The 21856-nt window shown below is 36.1% G+C and carries 22 protein-coding genes; 6 read left to right on the forward strand and 16 right to left on the reverse strand.

Annotated features, from left to right (window positions below; all coding sequences use genetic code 11):
* The first annotated feature begins 209 nt into the window (after positions 1–209).
* Positions 210–1118 (forward strand): anti-sigma factor domain-containing protein, encoded by a 909-nt coding sequence (locus ACY2RT_RS01235; RefSeq protein WP_490154047.1) that lies wholly within the window; start codon positions 210–212, stop codon positions 1116–1118.
* 89 nt (positions 1119–1207) lie between these two features.
* On the opposite strand, the gene ACY2RT_RS01240 is transcribed toward ACY2RT_RS01235, so the two are convergent.
* The 12 genes from ACY2RT_RS01240 to ACY2RT_RS01295 form a co-directional block, all read right to left on the reverse strand.
* Complete coding sequence (locus ACY2RT_RS01240) at positions 1208–2023, reverse strand: prohibitin family protein (protein ID WP_490154048.1); 816 nt, start codon at positions 2021–2023, stop codon at positions 1208–1210.
* Between the two features lie 20 nt (positions 2024–2043).
* Complete coding sequence (locus tag ACY2RT_RS01245; RefSeq protein WP_490154049.1) at positions 2044–4077, reverse strand: VWA domain-containing protein; 2034 nt, start codon at positions 4075–4077, stop codon at positions 2044–2046.
* Positions 4078–4080: 3 nt separating this feature from the next.
* Positions 4081–4827 carry a 3-oxoacyl-[acyl-carrier-protein] reductase gene (fabG, locus tag ACY2RT_RS01250; protein WP_490154050.1) on the reverse strand — a complete coding sequence of 249 codons (747 nt, stop codon included), beginning with the start codon at positions 4825–4827 and terminating at the stop codon, positions 4081–4083.
* 110 nt (positions 4828–4937) lie between these two features.
* Positions 4938–5810, reverse strand: coding sequence for a succinate--CoA ligase subunit alpha (gene sucD / locus ACY2RT_RS01255; RefSeq protein WP_490154051.1), 873 nt, complete (start codon positions 5808–5810; stop codon positions 4938–4940).
* A 71-nt stretch (positions 5811–5881) separates the two neighbouring features.
* Complete coding sequence (locus ACY2RT_RS01260) at positions 5882–6295, reverse strand: nuclear transport factor 2 family protein (RefSeq protein WP_490154052.1); 414 nt, start codon at positions 6293–6295, stop codon at positions 5882–5884.
* On the reverse strand, positions 6292–7230 hold the full coding sequence (locus ACY2RT_RS01265) for a UDP-3-O-(3-hydroxymyristoyl)glucosamine N-acyltransferase (RefSeq protein WP_490154053.1): 939 nt from the start codon (positions 7228–7230) through the stop codon (positions 6292–6294). Before ACY2RT_RS01265 ends, ACY2RT_RS01260 begins: the two co-directional genes overlap by 4 nt.
* Before the next feature lie 9 nt (positions 7231–7239).
* A complete protein-coding gene (locus ACY2RT_RS01270; protein WP_490154054.1) occupies positions 7240–8004 on the reverse strand; it encodes a class I SAM-dependent methyltransferase in 765 nt (254 codons plus the stop codon).
* Between the two features lie 10 nt (positions 8005–8014).
* The gene (gene efp, locus ACY2RT_RS01275; RefSeq protein ID WP_490154055.1) at positions 8015–8581 is read right to left on the reverse strand and encodes an elongation factor P; all 567 of its coding nucleotides are present in this window, start codon (positions 8579–8581) and stop codon (positions 8015–8017) included.
* Positions 8582–8611: 30 nt separating this feature from the next.
* Complete coding sequence (gene lpxA / locus ACY2RT_RS01280; protein ID WP_490154056.1) at positions 8612–9397, reverse strand: acyl-ACP--UDP-N-acetylglucosamine O-acyltransferase; 786 nt, start codon at positions 9395–9397, stop codon at positions 8612–8614.
* Positions 9398–10804 (reverse strand): bifunctional UDP-3-O-[3-hydroxymyristoyl] N-acetylglucosamine deacetylase/3-hydroxyacyl-ACP dehydratase, encoded by a 1407-nt coding sequence (locus ACY2RT_RS01285; RefSeq protein WP_490154057.1) that lies wholly within the window; start codon positions 10802–10804, stop codon positions 9398–9400.
* Positions 10797–11822 carry a UDP-3-O-(3-hydroxymyristoyl)glucosamine N-acyltransferase gene (lpxD, locus tag ACY2RT_RS01290; protein WP_490154058.1) on the reverse strand — a complete coding sequence of 342 codons (1026 nt, stop codon included), beginning with the start codon at positions 11820–11822 and terminating at the stop codon, positions 10797–10799. The genes ACY2RT_RS01285 and lpxD overlap by 8 nt, the downstream gene beginning before the upstream one ends.
* Before the next feature lie 115 nt (positions 11823–11937).
* Entirely contained in the window at positions 11938–13167 is a 1230-nt protein-coding gene (locus tag ACY2RT_RS01295) for an HD domain-containing protein (protein ID WP_490154059.1), read from the reverse strand.
* A 117-nt stretch (positions 13168–13284) separates the two neighbouring features.
* Here ACY2RT_RS01295 and porX point away from each other — a divergent pair, with 117 nt between their 5' ends.
* The 5 genes from porX to ACY2RT_RS01320 all read left to right on the forward strand — a co-directional run bounded on the left by porX (position 13285) and on the right by ACY2RT_RS01320 (position 17785).
* On the forward strand, positions 13285–14835 hold the full coding sequence (porX, locus tag ACY2RT_RS01300; RefSeq protein WP_490154060.1) for a T9SS response regulator signal transducer PorX: 1551 nt from the start codon (positions 13285–13287) through the stop codon (positions 14833–14835).
* A gap of 92 nt (positions 14836–14927) precedes the next feature.
* Positions 14928–15341, forward strand: coding sequence for a tRNA (adenosine(37)-N6)-threonylcarbamoyltransferase complex ATPase subunit type 1 TsaE (gene tsaE / locus ACY2RT_RS01305; RefSeq protein WP_490154061.1), 414 nt, complete (start codon positions 14928–14930; stop codon positions 15339–15341).
* A gap of 265 nt (positions 15342–15606) precedes the next feature.
* The gene (locus tag ACY2RT_RS01310; RefSeq protein ID WP_490154062.1) at positions 15607–16134 is read left to right on the forward strand and encodes a hypothetical protein; all 528 of its coding nucleotides are present in this window, start codon (positions 15607–15609) and stop codon (positions 16132–16134) included.
* A 61-nt stretch (positions 16135–16195) separates the two neighbouring features.
* Entirely contained in the window at positions 16196–17395 is a 1200-nt protein-coding gene (locus ACY2RT_RS01315; protein WP_490154063.1) for an alanine dehydrogenase, read from the forward strand.
* Positions 17396–17401: 6 nt separating this feature from the next.
* Positions 17402–17785 (forward strand): hypothetical protein, encoded by a 384-nt coding sequence (locus ACY2RT_RS01320; RefSeq protein ID WP_490154064.1) that lies wholly within the window; start codon positions 17402–17404, stop codon positions 17783–17785.
* Here ACY2RT_RS01320 and ACY2RT_RS01325 read toward each other — a convergent pair.
* The 4 genes from ACY2RT_RS01325 to ACY2RT_RS01340 all read right to left on the reverse strand — a co-directional run bounded on the left by ACY2RT_RS01325 (position 17782) and on the right by ACY2RT_RS01340 (position 21853).
* Positions 17782–18111 (reverse strand): helix-turn-helix domain-containing protein, encoded by a 330-nt coding sequence (locus tag ACY2RT_RS01325; protein WP_490154065.1) that lies wholly within the window; start codon positions 18109–18111, stop codon positions 17782–17784. The two genes, ACY2RT_RS01320 and ACY2RT_RS01325, sit on opposite strands and share 4 nt — an antisense overlap.
* Before the next feature lie 37 nt (positions 18112–18148).
* Positions 18149–19504 carry a hypothetical protein gene (locus tag ACY2RT_RS01330; protein ID WP_490154066.1) on the reverse strand — a complete coding sequence of 452 codons (1356 nt, stop codon included), beginning with the start codon at positions 19502–19504 and terminating at the stop codon, positions 18149–18151.
* 36 nt (positions 19505–19540) lie between these two features.
* Positions 19541–20344 carry a helix-turn-helix domain-containing protein gene (locus tag ACY2RT_RS01335; protein WP_490154067.1) on the reverse strand — a complete coding sequence of 268 codons (804 nt, stop codon included), beginning with the start codon at positions 20342–20344 and terminating at the stop codon, positions 19541–19543.
* Positions 20345–20680: 336 nt separating this feature from the next.
* Positions 20681–21853 carry a proline dehydrogenase family protein gene (locus ACY2RT_RS01340; RefSeq protein ID WP_490154068.1) on the reverse strand — a complete coding sequence of 391 codons (1173 nt, stop codon included), beginning with the start codon at positions 21851–21853 and terminating at the stop codon, positions 20681–20683.
* Positions 21854–21856: the final 3 nt, after the last annotated feature.

Below are 21856 nucleotides of genomic sequence, written 5' to 3' on the forward strand. Positions count from 1 at the left end.
AATGGTATGTTTTAGTTCAAGTTTGAAATCATTGAGAAGCCTAATATACTGGCAAAGCCCTGTAAATACAAGCTATATTGCTTCAAATCTTTCTTAAAATCTATCACAAAAAAGTTATGTTTCTGTGAACCTATCGCAATACTCCTTATGGTACTTTGTCGTAACATATTTGAAAAACAACAATAAACAATTATTAAACTATGAAAAAGATGAAAAAACTTGTTTTATTATTAATGGTAATTACAGTTGGATTTACCACCAGCTGTTCTAGCGATGACGATGGCACTCCACAAGACACAACATCTAATCTTGTATTAAGTTTATCGGGATTAGAAGATGTAGGTTCTGGATTTGCATACGAAGGATGGATATTGGTGAATGGATCACCGGTATCTACAGGGACGTTTACTGTAGATGCATCCGGAACCCCTTCTGCTACTTCTTTTGAAGTACTAACCGAAACCTTAGACGCTGCTACAAAGTTCATTTTAACTATTGAGCCTAATCCAGACCCGGACCCTGCTCCTTCGGCGCAAAAACTAATTGCAGGAGATTTTAGCGGAAACTCAGCTGCAGTATCTACAAGCGTTGCTCCTGCAATAGGTGATTTTAGTAATGCTGCCGGGACTTTTTTCCTCCGTTCCCCTACTGATGAAGCACCAGGTAGTGCAAACAATGGTAATGACGAAAGTGGAATATGGTTTGGAACACCGGGAGCTCCTCCTACTCCTAATTTTACTTTGCCCACACTGCCGGATGGATGGATCTATGAAGGATGGGTAGTAGGAGATGCAGGGCCTCTATCTACAGGAACATTTTCTTCCTTTGATACTATGGATGATAATACTGGAGCAAGTACAAGCTTTGGTGGAACAGAACAATTAGGCCCTCCAATTCCGGGAGAAGATTTCTTTAACAACGCTCCTTCCGGTGAAACATTTCCTCTGGATATACGTGGAAGAACTGTTGTAATTAGCATTGAACCGGTGCCGGACAACAGCCCAGCTCCTTTTGTACTAAAACCACTTGCTGTAGTAGCAGGAAATGGTACCGCTCCGGATATTCATACATTTAACCAAAACTTAGGTTCTTTCCCTACAGGTACAGTTACCAGATAATTTGTTTGTTTTGTCAAGTGTTGGTTAACTAAAAAGCTTCAAGGTTCCCACCTTGAAGCTTTTGTATTTATTCATAAAAATTTCTTTGTCTAATTGTTTCCTAAGATCAGAGGCAATCCACTGTCACCGGATCCAACTACCACTATTTTCGAATTTGGTGACTTTGCTAATTCCAAAGTAGCATCGATCCCTTTATCCTGTAAGATCTTATCAGTAAGAGAAGCACTCAAAATCCGGTTTGCATCTGCTTTTCCTTGTGCTTCAATGATTACTTTTTCTGCTTCTTTAGCAGCAGTTACCAACCTAAATTCGTATTCCAGAGATTCTTGTTCTTGCTTTAGTTTACGCTCAATAGCATCTTTTATAGTATTTGGTAAGGTAACATCACGCACCAGTACTTCGTTTAATTGAACAAATTGCTTATCAAGTATCTTCTTGGTTTCTGCAAAGATTTCTTCCTGTATAACATCTCGTTTGCTGCTATACAATTGTTCCGGAGTATAACGTCCTACAACACTTCTGGCAGCACTGCGAATCGCCGGCTGTATTACACGTTGTAAATAGCCTTCTCCAAGTGTTTGATGTAAGTTTCCCAAATCATTATAAATCGGTAGAAACCACGCAGAAGCATCAATTTGAATTTCAAGTCCATTGGAAGAAAGTACTTTCATTTGCTCAAATAGTTCCTGTTGCCTTACTTCATATATATAAACTTTGTTCCAGGGAGCTACAAGATGAAAACCTTCACCTAATGGTGGTTGATCTGTTACCACACCTCCACTAAAAGTTTTGTAAAGTACTCCGGCTTCTCCGGAGCCAATGGTAACGGCAGATTTTGCAATTACTACAATTAGAATGATAAGGACGATAATTACGGGGATTCCTATTTTTGGTAATTTTTCCATGAGATTACTGTTTTTTAAGGTTATATAAGTCCATTATATTTTCTAATGAACCACTCCGAAGCCAGCACAAAAACGATGAGTGCCAACAGGTATTTCCAATCGATTAAAGGTACTACTTTTTGTTCGCTTTTTTGTATTTGCTGAAACCTTTCGTCTCCAAGAAGTTCTTCTACTAATTTTTGGGTTTCGGTAATGAAAAAGGCTTTTCCGCTTGTATTAGTCGCTACTCTACCAAGTTTTGTTACGTTCGCATTTAAAAACTGTTGTTCAACATTGAAATCTAAAATTGTAAAGTTGCCACTACGTGCTACGGTTTCGTCCTGAACGGAAACGGTATATTTATATTCCCCTGCCGGGAGGCTGTTTAGGTCTACTTCGTAAAAGTTATTCTTTAACAGCATCGGGAAAACAGTACGTGTATTGTTCTCCGTATTAACCACTGTAACATTTAGTGAAGCACGAGAGTCAAACACAAAGTTTTGATCGAAATATTGGGCCGAAATCCGAATCGGATTATTATTATAATAAAAGGTTTCGCTTGTTACTTCCAGTCTGCTACGACGCTTGTTGGACGCTAGATATTGAACTAATTTCCCAACGAAATTGTCAAATTTCTGAAAATCATTATGTTCCAGGAAAGATTGCGCTCTCCATTTCCAAAGCCCTTCCCCATCCCATATAGCATCTCTCTCCCCATCTATTTCCATAGTGGCCAGCATTGTGCTTTCACTCAAAAAACCGTTAATGGATTGCTCCAAAAGTACTTCATGAGGAACTAAAATTTCCAGATCTCCAAAAAGTGTTTTTATAGGTCTGAACTCATTAAATCCAATATCCTCAACAGCAAAAGTACCGTAGTTAAGATTGAGTTCTCCGGAAACATCTTCAGCTTGATTGGTTACATTTTTACTATAGTTCTTTTGAATTGAATTTAAAAAGTTCCAGTCTGTCTGAAGGCCGGTAATTACAAAAGTATTTTTCTTTAATTTTTCAATCTCTCGATATACAGAAGAGAAGCTTCTATCCGGTTGATATAGAAGGATCAATTGATAGTCATTAATTACTGATGCTGCTTCACTTGGTCTTTTTACAGTAATTGTTCGCTGTTCGTTTGAGGTAATTGCCTTTTTTAATGCGCCCAGATCCGGATGAATTATTTTACTTACTATTAGCACATTTGTAGCCTGATCAATTACTTCTACGGCAAAACGCTTGCTATTATTCACTTTATTCTTTTCGTCATCTAAAGGAACTATCTGTGCCGTATACTTTAAAAGTCCAACACTCGAAGCCGGTAGTGTAAAGGACAATGTTTTTGTATTATCAGTTTCAGAAAAAGTAACATTTTGCCGATACACCATCGTTGCTCCCTGTGAAACTATAAATTGAGAGTTTGCCGTACTGGTTCCATTGTAAACTAAAATTGCTTCTACAGGAAACTGATTCTTTAAAAACGCATATCTATTGGTATTGAGTTGTTCAATTTTTAAATCGGTGTATTTAATAGAATCTCCAAGAATTACTGGATATACAGGGTTTTTATTTGTTACGACTGAAAACTCATAATCATTCCCCAGTGTCTGGTTGCCGTCGGTGATCAATAAAGTGGGAGCAATTTCATTTTTGAATAATTGATCTACCGAAGAAAGTGCTTTTGAAATATTGGTATTGATCTCTGTAAAAGATAAGGAGTCATTATCTCTAAAATCGCTTCCAAAGCTAAAAAAAGAGAGGTCGAACTTATCATTAAGGTCAGAATTATCCTTTAGTTGAGTAACCAATGCTGAAACATTTTGTGCTTGACCCAACTCCTTTACCGATACCGAATTATCGACCAATACAGGTAATTTTGGTTTTTGGACCGTATAGGTAGTACTTTTAAATTTTGGATTGATTAGCAGCAACAAAATAGAAAATAAAGCTATAAAACGAAGAATTCCAAACAACCATCGTAAGGCCCCTTTATACTTTGTTTTATAAACGTACATAAATAAAGCCAGCGAGAGGGAAATCACGCCGGCAATTATTATATATAGTATTGTTTCTGCGGTCATGTATTAGGTAAGCATTCCTCCATCAACATTTAAAACCTGTCCTGTTATATATGCAGACAGATCACTCGCCAAAAATACGCATGCATTAGCAATGTCTTCGGGAGACCCGCCACGCTTTAACGGAATAGCTTCTCGCCATGATTGTACTGTAGCTTCGTCCAGTTTCCCGGTCATTTCAGTTTCTATAAATCCGGGAGCAATAGCATTACAACGAATGTCTCTTGAACCTAATTCCAAAGCAACAGATTTTGTAAATCCAAGAATTCCTGCTTTAGAAGCAGCATAATTGGTCTGCCCTGCATTTCCTTTTAAACCTACAACAGAACTCATATTAATAATGGAACCTTTACGCTGTTTCAACATGGTACGTTGCACAGCTTTGGTCATATTAAAGACAGACTTTAAATTCACTTCAATTACTTTATCAAAGTCTTCTTCAGAAATACGCATCAACAGATTATCTTTAGTAATTCCTGCATTGTTGATCAATATATCAATACTGCCAAACTCTTCCAGTACTTCAGCTGCCAGTTCCTGGGATTGTTCGAAATTGGCTGCATCACTTTGGTAAGCCTTCACTTTTACACCTTCATTAGAAACTTCTTTCGCTAAAGCTTCCGCAGCTTCTGCCGAAGAGCTATAAGTAAACGCCACATTAGCGCCATGCTTTGCAAATACTTCTACAATTCCTTTACCTATGCCACGACTCCCCCCTGTAATAATCGCTGTTTTACCTTCTAATAATTTCATTGTTTGTCTTAGTTTTTGAATACTTTCAAATATAGGAAATCACTTCGGCTTTGCCATAAAAAAAGCCTCTCAACTTTGTTAAGAGGCTCCTAAATATTTTATAGCATTGTTTATCCTAAAACTTCTGCTATTTTTTTGCCTATTTCTGCGGGAGAATCTACAACGTGGATGCCACATTCACGCATAATTTTCTTTTTTGCCTGAGCCGTATCATCACTTCCTCCTACAATTGCTCCGGCATGGCCCATAGTACGCCCTGCAGGAGCAGTTTCTCCTGCGATAAAGCCAACAATTGGTTTTTTACTTCCGCTATCTTTGTACCAATTTGCAGCATCGGCTTCCAATTGTCCGCCAATCTCTCCAATCATTACTACAGCTTCAGTTTCTTCATCGTTTATCAATAGCTCTACAGCTTGCTTTGTAGTAGTTCCTATGATAGGGTCTCCCCCAATTCCTATTGCTGTAGTTATTCCCAATCCTTGCTTTACTACCTGATCTGCAGCTTCATAGGTAAGTGTTCCGGATTTAGAAACAATTCCCACCCGGCCTTTCTTAAATACAAAACCAGGCATGATACCAACTTTAGCCTCTCCGGGAGTAATTACTCCCGGACAATTAGGGCCTATTAAGCGACAATCTTTGTCTTTCAAATAGTCTGAAGCCTTGATCATATCTGCCACAGGTATTCCTTCGGTTATGGTAATGATCACTTTAATTCCGGCATTGGCTGCTTCCATAATGGCATCTGCTGCAAATGCAGGTGGAACAAAAATAATGGTGGTGTTCGCCCCCGTTTCTTTTACAGCTTCTTCTACTGTATTAAAAACAGGTTTGTCCAAATGCTCTTGACCTCCTTTACCGGGCGTTACACCTCCTACTACATTGGTTCCATACTCGATCATTTGTTCGGCATGAAAAGTACCTTCACTACCTGTAAAACCCTGTACAATTATTTTTGAATCCTTATTGACTAAAACACTCATGTTTTTTATTGATTTTTTATGATATAATAAGGCTGCAAATGTAGACTTTTTACTGAAGTTTTTAAAGGAAATTACACTTTAACCTTATGGTAAGATTCATTTGTATCGTCTTTATCCGTTACCGGTTGACTTACCTGATATCCACGATACAACTTATCGTCTTTTACTTCCCAAATCGCAATGAAATGAGCTATTCCCAGTTCTTCATCAGGGTTTTCGATAGTGCGAATATAGTATTTGTAACGAATGGTTACATGGTTATCATCTGCCAATAAATGACTTACTTCAACACGAAGATCGTGATATGTGCGGCGAATCTCGGAAAAGAAGTTTATAATGTCATCAAAATTCATGATGGTAAGTCCATCGGTACTATTCCAGATCAGTACTAACTCAGGATGAAAAAAATGTTCTAAGACTGAATCGTCCTTTAGAATATTAGAACTATAAAAATTTCTTACTACTTCTTTCGCCCTATTGCTCATTGTATCTTATCAAGTTTATCAATTATGTCAGGAATCAATCGTATAGAAGCTAATTCCTTATATTTTTTTCTGAATTCGTCTGCAGGTGTACCAAAATAAGATTTGTGTCCAGGTAAAGACTTGCTTACGCCGCTTTGTGCAGAAATAATTGCTTTCTCTCCAATTGTGATCCCACTGGTAATACCTACTTGTCCCCAAATGGTAACAAAATCCTCTATTAAAACGCATCCGGCGATTCCAACCTGAGAAGCTATTAAACAACGACTTCCAATAACAGTGTCATGACCTACATGTACCTGATTATCCAGTTTGGTCCCCTCTCCTATTATTGTGGAAGCGCTTACTCCTTTATCAATGGTACATAAGGCACCAATGTCAACATTATCTTTAATGACCACATTACCCCCACTAAGAAGTTTATCAAATTTTTCCGGGCGATTTTTATAATAGAAAGCATCGGCACCTAAAACACTTCCCGAGTGTATGGTCACATTGTCACCAATGATCGTGTGGTCATAAATACAAACATTTGAATGAATTATACAATTATCCCCTATAACAACATTATTCCCTACAAAAGCATTGGGTTGTATCACTGTGTTCTTTCCAATCACGGCAGATTCTGAAATAACTGCAGCCGCAGCTTTAAAAGGTCTAAAGTAGTTTGTTAATGTATTGAAATCCCGGAAAGGATCATCTGAAATCAATAGAGCTTTCCCTCTGGGGCAATCTACTTTTTTATTGATAAGGATAACAGTAGCCTGGGAATGCAGTGCTTTATCATAATATTTAGGATGGTCTACAAAAACAATATCCCCGCGTTGTACTACATGGATCTCATTCATCCCCAAGACAGGGAAATCTGCATCTCCCACATAATCACTCCTTATAATTGTGGCTATTTCTTCAAGTGTATGTGGATGTGGAAATTTCATAATATAAAACTACCTTTTTTTTCCGTATATGATAACTCTTGCAAATAAAAAATGTAAAAAAGGAATTTTTGAAAAAAATACATCCAAATAGTACCCAAATCTATTGATCCAATTACCATGGTTTTTATCACCGTAGATTTTTAATGCAATATAGCCAAAAATAACACTAAAGAAGTCAAAAAAATAATGGTCGAATGTAAACTTTTCTCTAATTAATTTAAAATCTTTTGAAACCAAAGCATGTTCATCGGGAGTACGCTCTTTAGGGTTTAATTTCCTGTAGATCTTATAAATAGGGTTTATGTTAAGTGGTTCGGTAAACAAGATATAACCGCCTGGTTTTAGTACTCTGTGGATGTGGCCTACGGACTTTTCGATGTCTAAATGATGAAGTATCGCACCTCCGTAGACAATATCAAAAGAAGCATCCGGAAATGTAAGGTTGTTGGCATCCATTAAATGGAAGTCAATCTCAAAAGGAAGGCTTTTAGCATTTATTGCTCCTTTATCCAGTTCTACTTCAGAAATATTGATACAAGTAATCTTCCCGGGAACTACTTTGTTTTTAATCCAGGCCATCCAGGAGTGAGAACCAATTTCTAAAAGTTCTTTATCTGTGAAGGTTTCAACAATCTCATCAATGATCTTCGCTTCACGTTTGTAAGAGTAATAAAAAGCGTGCCTTCTAAGTTTTTTAATTTTTGTACGCTCTAACTTATTTTCATTCCAGTACTCTGCTTCGGTTTGGGCAATTTCTTCAATGCTCTTTTTCATTACCGCTGCGTTATTCTTTTATACGCTCTTGGTATTGCCCCTTTTCGGTATCGATACGTATTTTATCCCCTTCATTTATAAAAAGAGGGACGTTTACTTCGGCTCCGGTTTCAACCTTAGCAGGTTTTGTAGCATTTGTAGCAGTATTTCCTTTAACTCCCGGTTCTGTTGAAATTACTTCTAAAATAACATGTGGAGGCATTTCTACAGAAAGTGGTGCATTGTCTTCAGAATTAATAATCACAGTTACCACTTCGCCTTCTTTCATTAGTTCTGGTGTGTCCAGTGTGTCTTTTTGAAGCTGTATCTGCGAATAGTCCTCTGTATTCATGAAATGATAGGTATCGCCTTCATTGTACAAATACTGGAATTTGTGAGTCTCCACACGAACATCATCAATTTTATGCCCTGCGGAAAAAGTATTATCAATAACTTTCCCAGAAGTGACACTTTTTAGTTTTGTACGAACAAAAGCAGGGCCTTTCCCTGGTTTTACATGTAAAAACTCAATTATTTTATAAATATCATGATTGTATTTAATACACAATCCTTTTCTAATATCTGAGGTAGTTGCCATATTCTTATTTCTGTTTTTTGGTGAAGTTTTCTAGTTAGAGCTAAAATACCCTTTCATAATTCCGCGCTTGGAATTTTTAATGAACTGAAGTATTTCATCTCGTTCTGGAGTTGCTTCCATTTCAGCTTCAATGATTTCAGCTGCTTGTGTATTGTTATAATTTCTTTGATACAATAATCTATAGATATTCTGAATCTCCCTGATCTTTTCAGGACTAAATCCTCTTCGGCGTAAGCCAATAGAATTGATCCCCACATATGAAAGAGGTTCCCGAGCTGCTTTTACATAAGGTGGTACGTCTTTACGGACTAAAGATCCTCCGGTTACAAACGCATGATTACCGATCATACAAAACTGGTGTACAGCAGTCATTCCTGCTAATATCACAAAATCTCCTACTGTAATGTGGCCGGCTAAAGTACTATTGTTTGAAAAAATACAATTATCACCTACAAAACAGTCATGTGCAATGTGGCAGTATGCCATGATAAGGCAGTTTTTACCAATCACAGTCTTTCCACGGTCTATGGTACCTCTGTTTACAGTTACATATTCACGAATGGTTGTATTGTCGCCTATTTCGGCAGTAGTTTCTTCGTCTTGAAATTTTAGATCCTGTGGGATTGCAGAAATTACCGCTCCGGGGAAAATATTACAGTTCTTACCTATACGAGCTCCTTCCATAATCGTCACGTTAGAACCAATCCAGGTTCCCTCGCCAATTATCACATTACTATGTATAGTAGTAAAAGGTTCTATTACTACATTTTTGGCAATTTTTGCGCCCGGGTGGACGTATGCTAAAGGTTGATTCATTTACGTGTTTTTTGTTTTAACAATTTGAGCCATTAGTTCTGCTTCAGTGACTAAACGGTTATTTGCATAAGCATTACCTTTCATATGTACAATCCCTCTGCGGATGGGTGTGATCAATTCTAGAGTAAAGATCAATGTGTCACCCGGATTTACCTGTTGTTTAAACTTTACGTTATTGATCTTCATAAAGAAAGTAAGGTAATTCTCCGGATCCGGTACCGTACTTAAAGCCAAAATACCTCCTGTTTGCGCCATAGCTTCAACAATAAGGACCCCGGGCATAACTGGTGCACCAGGGAAATGCCCCATAAAGAATGGCTCGTTCATGGTAACATTTTTAAGTCCTACCACATGTGTGTCTGAAAGTTCTAAAATCTTATCCACCAATAAAAAAGGAGGTCTGTGTGGCAACATGTCCATTATTTGGTTCACGTCCTTTACCGGAGGTATTGTCACATCGAAATGTGGAATTTTATTTCTGCTTTCAATTTTTATCAATTTTGAAAGCTTCTTGGCAAATTGAGTATTTACATAATGTCCCGGTTTGTTAGCAATTACCTTTCCGCGTATACGCGTACCAATTAATGCCAAGTCTCCAATAACATCCAATAGCTTATGCCTGGCCGCTTCATTAGGATAGTGTAAGGTCAGGTTGTCCAAAATTCCATTTGGTTTTACAGAAATTTCATCCTTTCTAAAGGCCACCCGTAGCTTTTTCATGGTCTCCGGAGAAAGTTCTTTATCTACATATACTATCGCATTATTAAGATCTCCTCCTTTTATTAAGCCATGTTCCAATAGCATTTCAATTTCATGAAGAAAACTAAAAGTACGTGCATCTGCAATTTCTTCTTTAAAATCTGAAAGATGTTTCAATGAGGCATTTTGAGTACCTAAAACTTTAGTGCCAAAGTCTACCATAGTAGTAACCTGATATTCTTCTGAAGGAATAACGGTTATTTCACTACCGGTTTCTTCATCTACATATGTAATAACTTCTTTTACAATATATTCCTCTCTGGGAGCATTTTGCTCTACGATCCCTGCCTTATCAATAGCTTCTACAAAAAACTTCGAAGATCCATCCATAATAGGTGGTTCGGAAGCATTTAGTTCTATTAAGCAATTGTCAACTTCCATACCAACCAGTGCAGCCAGCACATGCTCTGAGGTTTGTATTTTTACCCCCAATTTTTCCAGATTAGTTCCTCGTTGTGTATTAACAACATAAGAAGCATCAGCTTCGATCACGGGGTTTCCTTCCAGATCAACTCGTACAAAGGCATAGCCATGATTTTCTGGGGCAGGTTTAAAAGTTAAGGTTACCTCTTTTCCGGTATGTAATCCAACACCTTTAAGGGTTACTTCTTTATCTATCGTACGTTGTTTTACCATACAATCAGTCATTATCTATATTTTTTTCAAAAGTATTAAATCGCTCTATGATCTTGGGAAGGTTCTTAAAATGCACATAGCTCTTATTATAGTCACCGTAATTAAGTGCCGGAGAGCCTTGCAATGTTTCATTATCTTTTACATTTCTACCTATACCACTTTGAGCTTGTATACGTACATTATCACCAATAGTTAAGTGTCCTACAATACCTACCTGCCCGCCAATCATACAATTTTTTCCAATTTTAGTAGAACCAGCAATGCCTGTCTGTGCTGCAATTACAGTATTTTCACCTATCTCTACATTATGTGCAATCTGGATCTGATTATCCAGTTTCACCCCTTTTCTTATCACTGTAGAACCTAAAGTGGCCCGGTCAATTGTTGTTCCGGCCCCAATATCAACATTTTCCTCTAAAATTACATTTCCGGTTTGTGGTACTTTAGTATACTCCCCTTTGTCATTAGGGGTAAAGCCAAAACCATCTGCACCTACTATAGCTCCACTGTGGATGACACAATTTTTTCCTATAATACTTTCCGAATAGATTTTAGCACCGGCAAAAACCACCACATTGTCCCCTATATCTACATTATCTCCAATGTAAGCATTTGGAAAGATCTTTACATTGTCCCCTATTTTTACATTTTCACCTATATATGAGAAAGCACCTAAATATGTGTTCTCTCCATAGGAAGCACTTTCGGAAACAAAAACGGGTTGTTCTATTCCCGTTTTATTCATCTTTACTTGATTATAATATTCCAGAAGTTTTGAAAATGCGTTATATGCGTTCTCAACTCTAATTAAAGTTGTTGAGACAGTATTTTCCAGAACAAAATCTTTATCTACAATTGTAATAGAGGCCTGTGTTGAATAAATATAATGTGTATACTTTGGGTTTGCAAGAAAAGTAAGACTTCCGGCTGTACCTTCTTCGATCTTCGCAAGTTTAGACACTTCAACGTTTTCATTTCCGTCAACTTCACCTTCTAATATACCTGCTATCTGGGCTGCTGTAAATTTCATTAAAAAAAGTTGTTACTATTTTCAGAACGCAGCCAGACACAACTTAACCAAAAATATAGTATACTATAATGTACTTTGTGTTTTACCTGCATCCTGCAAAAATAGAAAAAAAGGTTTAGTATTTAGGTTTCGGATAGCAGAGATAATATTTAACCACTGTTTTAGAAAGTGCCTTCAAGTTTAATTGATCGCTTGCTTTTGCTACGTCCACTAACTTTCCACTTTTCGTAAAAAGATAAATTGCATCCTTATCCATCCTATAGGCAAGGTTTTCGATTTCTCCGTCAAAAACAAAATAGGACGCTTCTGCCTCTGTGAGTTGATACTTTTTACTGAGTACCTCGCGTTTCTCTTTTATTTTATCTAAACCGAATGGTTTCTTTTTAATTTTTATTTTCAGTAAGTCTCTGCTTAAAAGCATTTCCGAAATATTTCGTAGTACAAAATCCTCATGTGAGGTCCATGTTTTCATTGCTGACACAATATCGTAATCGTCCAATTTTGAAAAAGTATTTAGTACATCTTTATTAAAGTCTTCTTTTGTTATAGTGGTATTCAGAAAAAATGCCAATGCGTCACTTGCCGCCAAGGCTGCTCCTTTATGAGTAAGCTCCTTCGCACGCTTCAACAAATTCATTAATAATTGTTCTGCTACTATCCCGGTCTTATGCAGGTATACCTGCCAATACATAAAACGCCTGGCGATTATAAATTTTTCCACAGAATATATACCTTTCTCTTCAACAACTAAGGTATCCTGGTATACGTTAAGCATAGCGATAAGTCGCTGAGAGTTTACGCTTCCCTCCTGCACTCCCGTATAAAAACTATCTCTGCGTAAATAATCAAGACGGTCCATATCCAACTGCCCTGAAATAAGCTGGTGTAAAAACTTTCGTTCGTATTCATTTTTAAAGATCGTAATAGCAAGTGTCAATTTATTATCAAATTGGCGATTCAATTCTTCCATGAATAATAAAGAAATATACTCATGACTAACACTTTCTACAATACTGTGTTCCATTGCGTGAGAAAAAGGTCCATGCCCAATATCATGCAACAATATAGCAATACACAATGCCTCTTCTTCTGCCTCAGAGATCTGAACATTCTTTAAACGCAATACATGTACTGCTTTTTGCATTAGAGACATGGCCCCCAAGGCATGGTGAAAACGTGTATGGTGCGCTCCGGGGTATACCAAATAAGACATTCCCATCTGTGAAATTCTTCGCAACCGCTGAAAATAAGGATGTTCAATTAATTTAAAGATTAAGGAATTGGGTATGGTAATAAAACCATAGATAGGATCGTTTATTAACTTGAGTTTGTTGTTGGAATTCAAACTTTAACTTTTAATTAATAGTGTTACGTATTTTTATGGGGTATTTCGGAACTAATTTTGATACCAAATAAAAAATTCAGGGACATAATACACCTCCACAATAACAAATATACATATATGAGCGACATTAAAGTACTTTGGGTAGACGACGAGATAGATTTATTAAAACCACACATTATTTTTCTTGAAAATAAAAACTATAAAGTGACCACTGCCCAAAGTGGCACCGAAGCTCTAGTTGAAATAAAGAATCAGAATTTTGACATCGTTTTTTTAGATGAGAACATGCCGGGGCTTACAGGTTTAGAAACTTTGGCAGAAATAAAGGAACAAAGAGCATCACTTCCCGTAGTAATGATCACAAAAAGTGAAGAAGAATATATTATGGAGGAAGCTATTGGGTCGAAGATTGCTGATTATTTGATTAAACCAGTAAATCCGAATCAAATTTTATTGAGTTTGAAAAAGAACCTGGATCACTCAAGATTGATTTCAGAAAAAACAACTTCAAACTATCAGCAAGAGTTTAGAAAGATAGCTATGGATATGTCTATGATTAATAGTTATGAAGGCTGGTCAGAGTTATATCAAAAATTGGTGTATTGGGAACTGGAACTTGAAGATATTGAGGATAGTGGGATGTTTGAAATTTTAGAGTCACAGAAGACCGAAGCAAACAATCAATTTTGCAAGTTCATTGATAAGAATTATCCATTATGGTTTGAAAACAACAACGATGCGCCTATTATGTCGCATACTTTGTTTAAGGAAAAAATAGTTCCGCAGATAAAAGACAGGCAACAAACACTTTTAGTCGTTGTGGATAATCTGCGCTATGACCAATGGAAAGCCTTTGAACCCTTTATAAGTGGTATCTATAAAAAAACAAACGAAGAATTATTCTATAGTATTCTCCCTACTGCAACTCAATATGCCCGTAATGCAATTTTTTCGGGTTTAATGCCAAGCGATATGGAAAAATTGCATCCAAATTACTGGCTTAATGATACAGAAGAAGGTGGAAAGAATATGTATGAGGATAAATTTTTGGAAGCACAGTTAAAACGCTTAGGACTTAATTTAAATTGGAGCTATCACAAAATTTCAAGTCTGAAGCAGGGAAGAAGATTAGTCGAAAACTTTAAAAAGCATAAAAATGAAGATCTTACAGTTGTAGTATACAATTTTGTAGACATGCTTTCTCATTCAAAAACAGAGATGGAAGTGATCAAAGAGCTAGCATCAAATGATAAATCATACAGGTCTTTAACTCAAAGCTGGTTTAAAAACTCTCCTTTAATGGAAATAATTCAGCAAGCAGCTCAATTAGGATTTAAATTGATTATCACGACCGATCATGGAACGATCAATGTGAAAAATCCTTCGAAAGTGATTGGTGATAAGAACACCAGTTTAAATTTAAGGTACAAAACCGGTAAAAGTTTAACCTACGATCAAAAAGATGTTTTAGCAGCTAAAGACCCTAAAACAATACACTTACCGACAATAAATATGAGCAGCTCCTATATTTTTGCAAAAGGAGATCTGTTCTTTGCGTATCCAAATAACTTCAATCATTATGTAGGGTATTATAGGAATACGTATCAGCATGGTGGAGTGTCTCTGGAAGAGATGGTCATTCCATTTGCAGTGTTAGAGCCTAAATAAATTTGTAAGAATATTCTTCTCTTTATGCAGATAAACGGAAATTTTTGTTAATAATCGAGAAATTATTATATATTTGCTCGTAACCCAAGGATATGCAATTAACCTATACGCTTCAAGATTTACCAGATGTAGCCGGAAGAGTGCTATCAGGATTAACTAATAAGACCCTTTTACTTTACGGTGAAATGGGAGTAGGTAAGACTACGCTTATAAAAGAACTTGCAAAAAAACTTGGCGTTAAAGAAGTGCTTAATAGCCCGACATTTTCTATTGTAAATGAACATCAAACAGAAGATGACGTATTATACCACTTTGATTTTTATCGTTTGAATAATGAAGAAGAGGCAATGGATATTGGAATAGAGGATTATTTTTTTTCCGGGCATTGGAATTTAATTGAATGGCCACAGAAAGTAGAATCCCTGTTACCAGAGGAAGGCACAGCAATAAAACTAACAAAAAACTTAAACGGAAGTAGAACATTAAGTATAATGCCAGTGAAATAAATTGTAACGAAATTTCATAAAAAACTAAGTCAACTTTTAAATACTCGTCCCAAATCGCAGTACTTTTTAAGAGGTTTTTATTTGCCAAAAAGGTAACTTATAAAGATACGGAGAACTTAGTTTAAATACTTGTCTTTTTTAATACTAGGTTTGTATGATAAACCTCACAAAAAAACATGTATTATGAAATTAACTAAGTACTTTTTAATCGTTGCAATTTTCGGGGCTGGACTATTTATTTCTTGTACTCCGGAAAGCGTAGAAGATGGACAAACAGAACAGCAAGTCGATAAAAACCTCAAGCCGTTACAAAACGGATAGGAAATCATTAGTTGTTGGAGGTATAATTGTTTTACTAGTAGCAATTTCTCCATTTTTGTTCTACTCATATAAAAGTCTCCCTACTTCAAAAGTATGGGAGACTTACCTATTTACCATAACTACAAGTTTTCCTGACTGGTACTCATTTGCATGGTATTTTACAGGTAAGGCAATTCCTCTTTATTTACTTCTTTTATGGTTTTTTACTTGCAGACACTGGTGGCACTGGATCATTTTGGTCCCAATCGCCATGTATGCCTTCCAGTTATGGGGTGTAATTAACGAAAGTAATAACTTAGATGAATTAGAGCTATACTATCTCGTTCCCCTGATGTTAGTTATTGTTCCTGCAGTTTATTTGATCCGTGCTAAATTATTTAACAGAATAAGTGGTAACGATTTAACAACCTTTGAAGAAGAACTCATGGAAAAAAAATCTACCTGGCAGCAGATCAAAGACCTGTTTCGTTAATAGTTACTTTTCAAAATTCAGAATTAAATACGTAACTTGGTGCTACCAACCTTAATATCCTATGGCAAAGCCTAAGTCACCCTTTACCAAAGCACAACTCCTTCCGCAAGAAGAAACATTGGAAATTTCAAGACAAAAAGGAGAACTCTTTATTGGCATACCCAAAGAAACCTATTTTCAGGAAAAACGTATTTGCCTTACCCCGGATGCAGTAGGTGCCATTGTAGCTCATGGTCACAAAGTATTACTTGAGAGTGGCGCAGGGAATGAAGCCGGATTTAGTGATAGAGATTATAGTGATGCCGGAGCCCAAATAACAAAAGACACAAAAAAGGTATTTGGATGCCCTATCATCTTAAAAGTAGAACCCCCTAAACAGGAAGAGCTCAAACTTATCAATCCCAAAACGGTCATAATTTCTGCCATACAACTTAAAACACAGCAAAAAGAATATTTTCAGACATTGGCAAAAAAGAAGATCACAGCACTTGCGTTCGAATTTATAAAAGATGAAGACCATAGCTATCCAGCTGTCAAAGCTTTGAGTGAAATTGCCGGGACAGCTTCGGTGTTGATCGCCGCAGAACTGATGGTAAATGCCGAAAAAGGAAACGGCCTTCTCTTTGGAAACATTAGTGGTGTTCCACCGGTAGAAGTGGTAGTCATTGGAGCCGGGACTGTTGGAGAATTTGCAGTCCGTTCTGCTTTAGGATTGGGTGCTAATGTAAAAGTTTTTGACAGTTCCATCACTAAACTTAGAAATTTACAAAGCAATGTGGGGCGTACACTCTATACATCTACTATTCAGCCAAAGAATTTAATAAAAGCTTTAAGACGTTGTGATGTTGCTATTGGAGCTGTTAGAGGGAATAACCGCTCTCCTATTGTTGTTACAAAGACCATGGTAGAAAACATGAAAAAAGGAGCTGTCATCATAGACGTAAGCGTTGATATGGGGGGCTGTTTTGAAACCACCGAAATGACTTCTCACAATGAACCCACACATATTAAATACGATGTGATACATTACGGTGTACCCAATATTCCGGCACGCTACCCTAAAACCGCTTCTATATCCATAAGTAATATTTTTACTCCTTATTTGCTTGAAATTGCAGAGTGTGGAGGGTTAGAAAATGCTATACGTTTTGACAATGGTTTAAAAAATGGTTTGTATTTTTACCGTGGTATTTTAACCAATAAGGCCGTAGCCGACTGGTTTGATATGTCGTATAGCGATATTAACCTACTCATTTTTTAAAATTATATGAAACTTATTTATCGTATTGCCTACTATTTGGGAGGTTTTACTATTGGCCTAATTATCCTTTTTTTCTTTTTAGGAGGAAAAAAAGCTTCCTGCGATTACAGCCCTAATGCACGTACCCTTAAAAACATTAGGATCAAAGAACGCCATTTTTCGAAAAACACCCTACAGGTATTAGCTGACAATCAACTGGATACTTCATCCATCTCAGCACTACTTCGTGAGGGAGATGTATTATTTTCAGAGAGCAATACCCAACTGGATTCATGTAAACTATATGTTATCAAAGGAGAGGTCTTACAAAAGAACTTAAAAATTGTTATAGAGAACTGTGAGGCAAAAGCTACGGTCCAGGATGTACAGATACAGAAAGAAGGAAATTAGGCCAACTTCTTCTTAAGGCTTTTTATGTAGAATGAAGGGAATATTCCATATTTTTTATAAAAAGCTCTCGAAAAAGATTCGGCTGTTTTAAAACCACAATCATACGCAATGGCTTTAATAGAGAATTTTCTAAACAAATGATTGTTCCCAAGCTCCTTAAACGCATATTCAATTCGCAGGTCGTTAATATAATTTGAAAAATTTTTTTCCTTTTCAAGATTGATCACCCTGGAAAGATACCGGGGATTGGTTCCAAAAGACTTCGCCAGTTCCGGAAGTGAAACATCATGAGACAAAAATTCTTTTTCAGATTCAAAAGTATCCAATTTATCTAAAATTTCATTGGTAGATTCTGAAGATATCTTAGTAGTAATGATTTTTTTTTTGTTTAGCAGGTTTATCCTTTTGGAGCATCAAAACTTCGAACCTTTTCTTAAATATGTATTGTCGTCTGGCATAATAGGCCAACCCGGCTAAACTAACAACCAAAAAGAATAAAGCTACCCATCCCAGATTTTGAGATTTTTTATTCTTCTGTTCAAGATCTGCAATAAGTCTTTCTTTTTCTGCAAGTAGCCTTGGGGTTTCAAGTGTTTTTATCATGGTAGGCTCAAAATATTGATAATTGACCTTAAAAATACTGTCTACTTGAATCAATTTGTTTAAATACTCAACCCTTTTTTCTGCAATATTCTTCTTAGTATAATACTCGTATAGTTTTTCAAATAGCTTTCTATCAAAAGGCTGAAATATTAATTTAGAATTACTAAATATTGAATCTGCCTTTTTTAAAGAGACTATTCCTTCTGACTCCTTCCCTAATTCCAATAAAGAAAGCCCTTTTATTAAATGCAGATTCATTTTTGTGTCTAAATACAGGTTCTTAAAATTGGAAAACATTGTATCCGTTAAATCAATTGCTTTATAATATTCTTTATTTTGATAATACAGCTCTATTCTAGCTTCTGACAACCATCTCAAATGGTCACTTTTATCTATCCAATTATACTCCTTTATTTCTGAAGTTGCCTTTTCAAGGTAATAAGCTGTTGAATCAGTGTTTTTTATATTTAAGTAACAAAATGCAAAATTCTCTAATGAAGATATTTTCTCAATTAAATACAACTGTTCCAAATCTATTTGAGCATCTTTTCTTGTAGAATTTTTCAATTCACTTATATAATTTTCTCCTATAATGATTTCATGTCTCTTCTTTTGAAGATTTAAAGCTTCTCTCTTATTCCCCCATATAGCCTTTAAATAAATTAAGTAATACAGCATAAATACTTGTTGCTGTATATTTTCATTTTTGACTGCTAAATTATATAACTCTAAAAAATTTTCTGTAGAAAATGGTAAATTATTTAAGAGATAATATTCATGTCCTTTTATCATAAAAGCTAAAGCAGGATATGTAATATGATCCATATCTTTGGTGAGTGCAATGACACTGTCCGCAAACTGTATATTTTTTTCCGGATGGAATATTCTTGCCAATCGGTCATACCCCCTGGCCATTTTAATAGTGTCTTTTTCTTTTCGGGCCCGGTTTAAATAGGCTCTGGCTATTTTTTCCTGCTTGACAGAGTCTTCACCAACTTCGTTGAAAAAGGTCAGCAACTCTTCGTACTCCATTTTATTTAAACGTTCTTCAGAGAAATCCTGAGCATAAATCGTTATAGAGATTAAAGCTAAAACCAGGGCTAGCGTAAATTTCATAGATGTAGATTTTCTCTATAAAAATATAAAAGAACTTTAAATTGAATTCTTTTCCAGGCCTTTTAAATAATTAGAAGGGAATATTCCATATTTTTTATAAAAGGCTTTAGAAAAAGATGCATCGGTTTTAAAACCACAATCATATGCAATCGCTTTAATAGAATACTTTCTAAACAAATTGCTGTCGGCAAGCTTTTTATATGCAAATTCGGACCTAAGGTCATTAATATAATTTGAAAAGTTCTTTTTCTTTATCAAATTAATAACTCCGGAAAGATACCTGGAGTTTGTTTTAAAAGACTTCGCCAATTCCTGAAGTGAAACATCATGAGATAAAAAGCCTTTTTCAGATTCAAAAACATCTAATTGATGCAAAATTTCCTCGATTATTTGTTCCGGAATTTTATTCTTATAGGTATTGCGGGGCTTGTTAGCTATAGTAGCCTGGCTTTCACTTTGTATGATCAATTCTTCAAACCTCTTTTTATACAATAGCTGTGTTCTAAAGTAATATAACAAGCTCAAAACACTTGTAACTAATAAAATAAGTATGTTCAAGCTTATCACCTTGAAGTCTTTATGTTTCTGCAAAAGACTTGCAATCAATTTTTCTTTTTCCTCAAGAAGTTTTGGTGTTTTATGTTCTTTAGCCGGATTTATACCAAAACTGCGATCGTAGTTTTCATATGTATCGTCTATTTCAAAAAGGGTGTTCCCGGCTCTATTAAGAGAGAGAAGTATTTCTTTATCCTCCTTTTTGACTAATAAATCTTCCGGAAGACCTTGAACTTGTATCACTATAGGTATAAAAAAAATAGCTAATACCAGAAATAGTTTCATTGATATTTATTTTCCAATTAAAATTAGAAAATTTCCTTAAGGGATTTATCCATTCCTTAGGGCAAACAGGCTATTTGCGACGAACTACTCCTTAACTTCTGTTTATCTGATAATTATAAAGTATTTAAGAACTCGCCATTCATGAATTACGACTATTAATTCATGAATGGTCGGCAACTAAGCTTGTGTATACGGGAGAAAAGCAGAATTTTTGACCCGTTAAATTAATGAAAAGACAGCTAAGGGCTTTTGTAAATATAAACTGGGGAGTTCATTAAGCAAAAGCCTATTAGTTGTTGAACTTATTGTTATACTATTCTTGTTAACGTACTATATTTATAATTTCCTTCTTTCCTTCTCTTTTTTAAGTAAAGTTAACTCTCTACTAGTCTGTCCCGCTACAGAAGTATTCTCTTCGGCACGCCTTATTAAATATGGCATTACATCTTTTACAGGGCCAAACGGAATGTATTTAGCAACATTGTACCCTGCTGCTGCTGCATTATAACTAATATGATCACTCATACCGTATAATTGCCCAAACCATACCCGGGGATCTTTTTTAAGTAAACTTTTAGCATCCATAATTTCCATAGCCAAATAGCTGCTGGCTTCATTATGGGTCCCCAGGAACAAGGAAATATCTTCGAGGTTCTCAAAGATATAACGCATCACAGCATTAAAATTATCGTCTGTGTTATTTTTACTTTTGCAAATTGGTGTTGGATAGCCCTCCTCTTCGGCACGTTCATTTTCTTTTTCCATATAAGCACCCCGAACGATCTTAAATCCAAGTTTATAACCTTTAGTTTTGGCTCTCTTATGCAATTCTTTCAAATAATCCAACCGATCCCAACGATAGCATTGCAGCGTATTAAAAACAATAGCTTCTTCTTTATTATATTTCTCCATCATCTGTTCACAAAGGTCGTCTGCTGCATCCTGCATCCAGGATTCTTCTGCATCGATCAGTAATGATATACCACACTCGTATGCGCTCTTGCATACCTTATCATATCTGGCTATAACCTTCTTCCATTCAATTGCTTCTGTTTCGGAGAGGGTTTCTTTCCCCGTAACTTTTTCCCAGATTTTGAAACGTCCAAAACCGGTAGGCTTGAATACGGAAAATGGCATTGCAGATTTTTCTTCAGCAAAACGGGTAAGTTCGATAACTTTTTCAACAGTGGCATCAAATTGAGCATCTTCTTCTTTGCCTTCTACCGAATAGTCCAGTACAGAATGTACCCCTGCTCCTTCCAAATTATGTACTGTCGTCATGCAATCCTTTTCGCTAACACCACCACAAAAATGATCGAACACAGTAGATCGAATCAGGCCTTCTACCGGTAAGTGCAGGTTAAGTGCAAACTTTGTCGCTGCCGTACCAATGCGAACCAGAGGTTCATTGGCTATCATTTTGAAAAGGAAGTATGCACGCTCAAGTTCAGAATCGCTTTTAAGCTTAAAAGCAGTTTCAGTATTATCGAAAAGAGATTTTGATATCATAAA

The organism is Ulvibacter sp. 2210JD10-4, assembly GCF_058148525.1.

Excerpts from the sequence above, each read along its gene's own strand:
- ACY2RT_RS01340 (WP_490154068.1), bottom strand. The coding sequence starts at position 21,853 with ATGATATCAAAATCTCTTTTCGATAATACTGAAACTGCTTTTAAGCTT.
- efp (WP_490154055.1), bottom strand. The coding sequence starts at position 8,581 with ATGGCAACTACCTCAGATATTAGAAAAGGATTGTGTATTAAATACAAT.
- ACY2RT_RS01245 (WP_490154049.1), bottom strand. The coding sequence starts at position 4,077 with ATGACCGCAGAAACAATACTATATATAATAATTGCCGGCGTGATTTCC.
- ACY2RT_RS01285 (WP_490154057.1), bottom strand. The coding sequence starts at position 10,804 with ATGACTGATTGTATGGTAAAACAACGTACGATAGATAAAGAAGTAACC.
- ACY2RT_RS01270 (WP_490154054.1), bottom strand. The coding sequence starts at position 8,004 with ATGAAAAAGAGCATTGAAGAAATTGCCCAAACCGAAGCAGAGTACTGG.
- porX (WP_490154060.1), top strand. The coding sequence starts at position 13,285 with ATGAGCGACATTAAAGTACTTTGGGTAGACGACGAGATAGATTTATTA.
- ACY2RT_RS01320 (WP_490154064.1), top strand. The coding sequence starts at position 17,402 with ATGAAACTTATTTATCGTATTGCCTACTATTTGGGAGGTTTTACTATT.
- ACY2RT_RS01240 (WP_490154048.1), bottom strand. The coding sequence starts at position 2,023 with ATGGAAAAATTACCAAAAATAGGAATCCCCGTAATTATCGTCCTTATC.
- ACY2RT_RS01315 (WP_490154063.1), top strand. The coding sequence starts at position 16,196 with ATGGCAAAGCCTAAGTCACCCTTTACCAAAGCACAACTCCTTCCGCAA.
- ACY2RT_RS01335 (WP_490154067.1), bottom strand. The coding sequence starts at position 20,344 with ATGAAACTATTTCTGGTATTAGCTATTTTTTTTATACCTATAGTGATA.
- sucD (WP_490154051.1), bottom strand. The coding sequence starts at position 5,810 with ATGAGTGTTTTAGTCAATAAGGATTCAAAAATAATTGTACAGGGTTTT.
- ACY2RT_RS01330 (WP_490154066.1), bottom strand. The coding sequence starts at position 19,504 with ATGAAATTTACGCTAGCCCTGGTTTTAGCTTTAATCTCTATAACGATT.
- tsaE (WP_490154061.1), top strand. The coding sequence starts at position 14,928 with ATGCAATTAACCTATACGCTTCAAGATTTACCAGATGTAGCCGGAAGA.
- fabG (WP_490154050.1), bottom strand. The coding sequence starts at position 4,827 with ATGAAATTATTAGAAGGTAAAACAGCGATTATTACAGGGGGGAGTCGT.
- ACY2RT_RS01260 (WP_490154052.1), bottom strand. The coding sequence starts at position 6,295 with ATGAGCAATAGGGCGAAAGAAGTAGTAAGAAATTTTTATAGTTCTAAT.
- ACY2RT_RS01310 (WP_490154062.1), top strand. The coding sequence starts at position 15,607 with ATGGACAAACAGAACAGCAAGTCGATAAAAACCTCAAGCCGTTACAAA.
- ACY2RT_RS01235 (WP_490154047.1), top strand. The coding sequence starts at position 210 with ATGAAAAAACTTGTTTTATTATTAATGGTAATTACAGTTGGATTTACC.
- ACY2RT_RS01265 (WP_490154053.1), bottom strand. The coding sequence starts at position 7,230 with ATGAAATTTCCACATCCACATACACTTGAAGAAATAGCCACAATTATA.
- lpxA (WP_490154056.1), bottom strand. The coding sequence starts at position 9,397 with ATGAATCAACCTTTAGCATACGTCCACCCGGGCGCAAAAATTGCCAAA.
- lpxD (WP_490154058.1), bottom strand. The coding sequence starts at position 11,822 with ATGAAATTTACAGCAGCCCAGATAGCAGGTATATTAGAAGGTGAAGTT.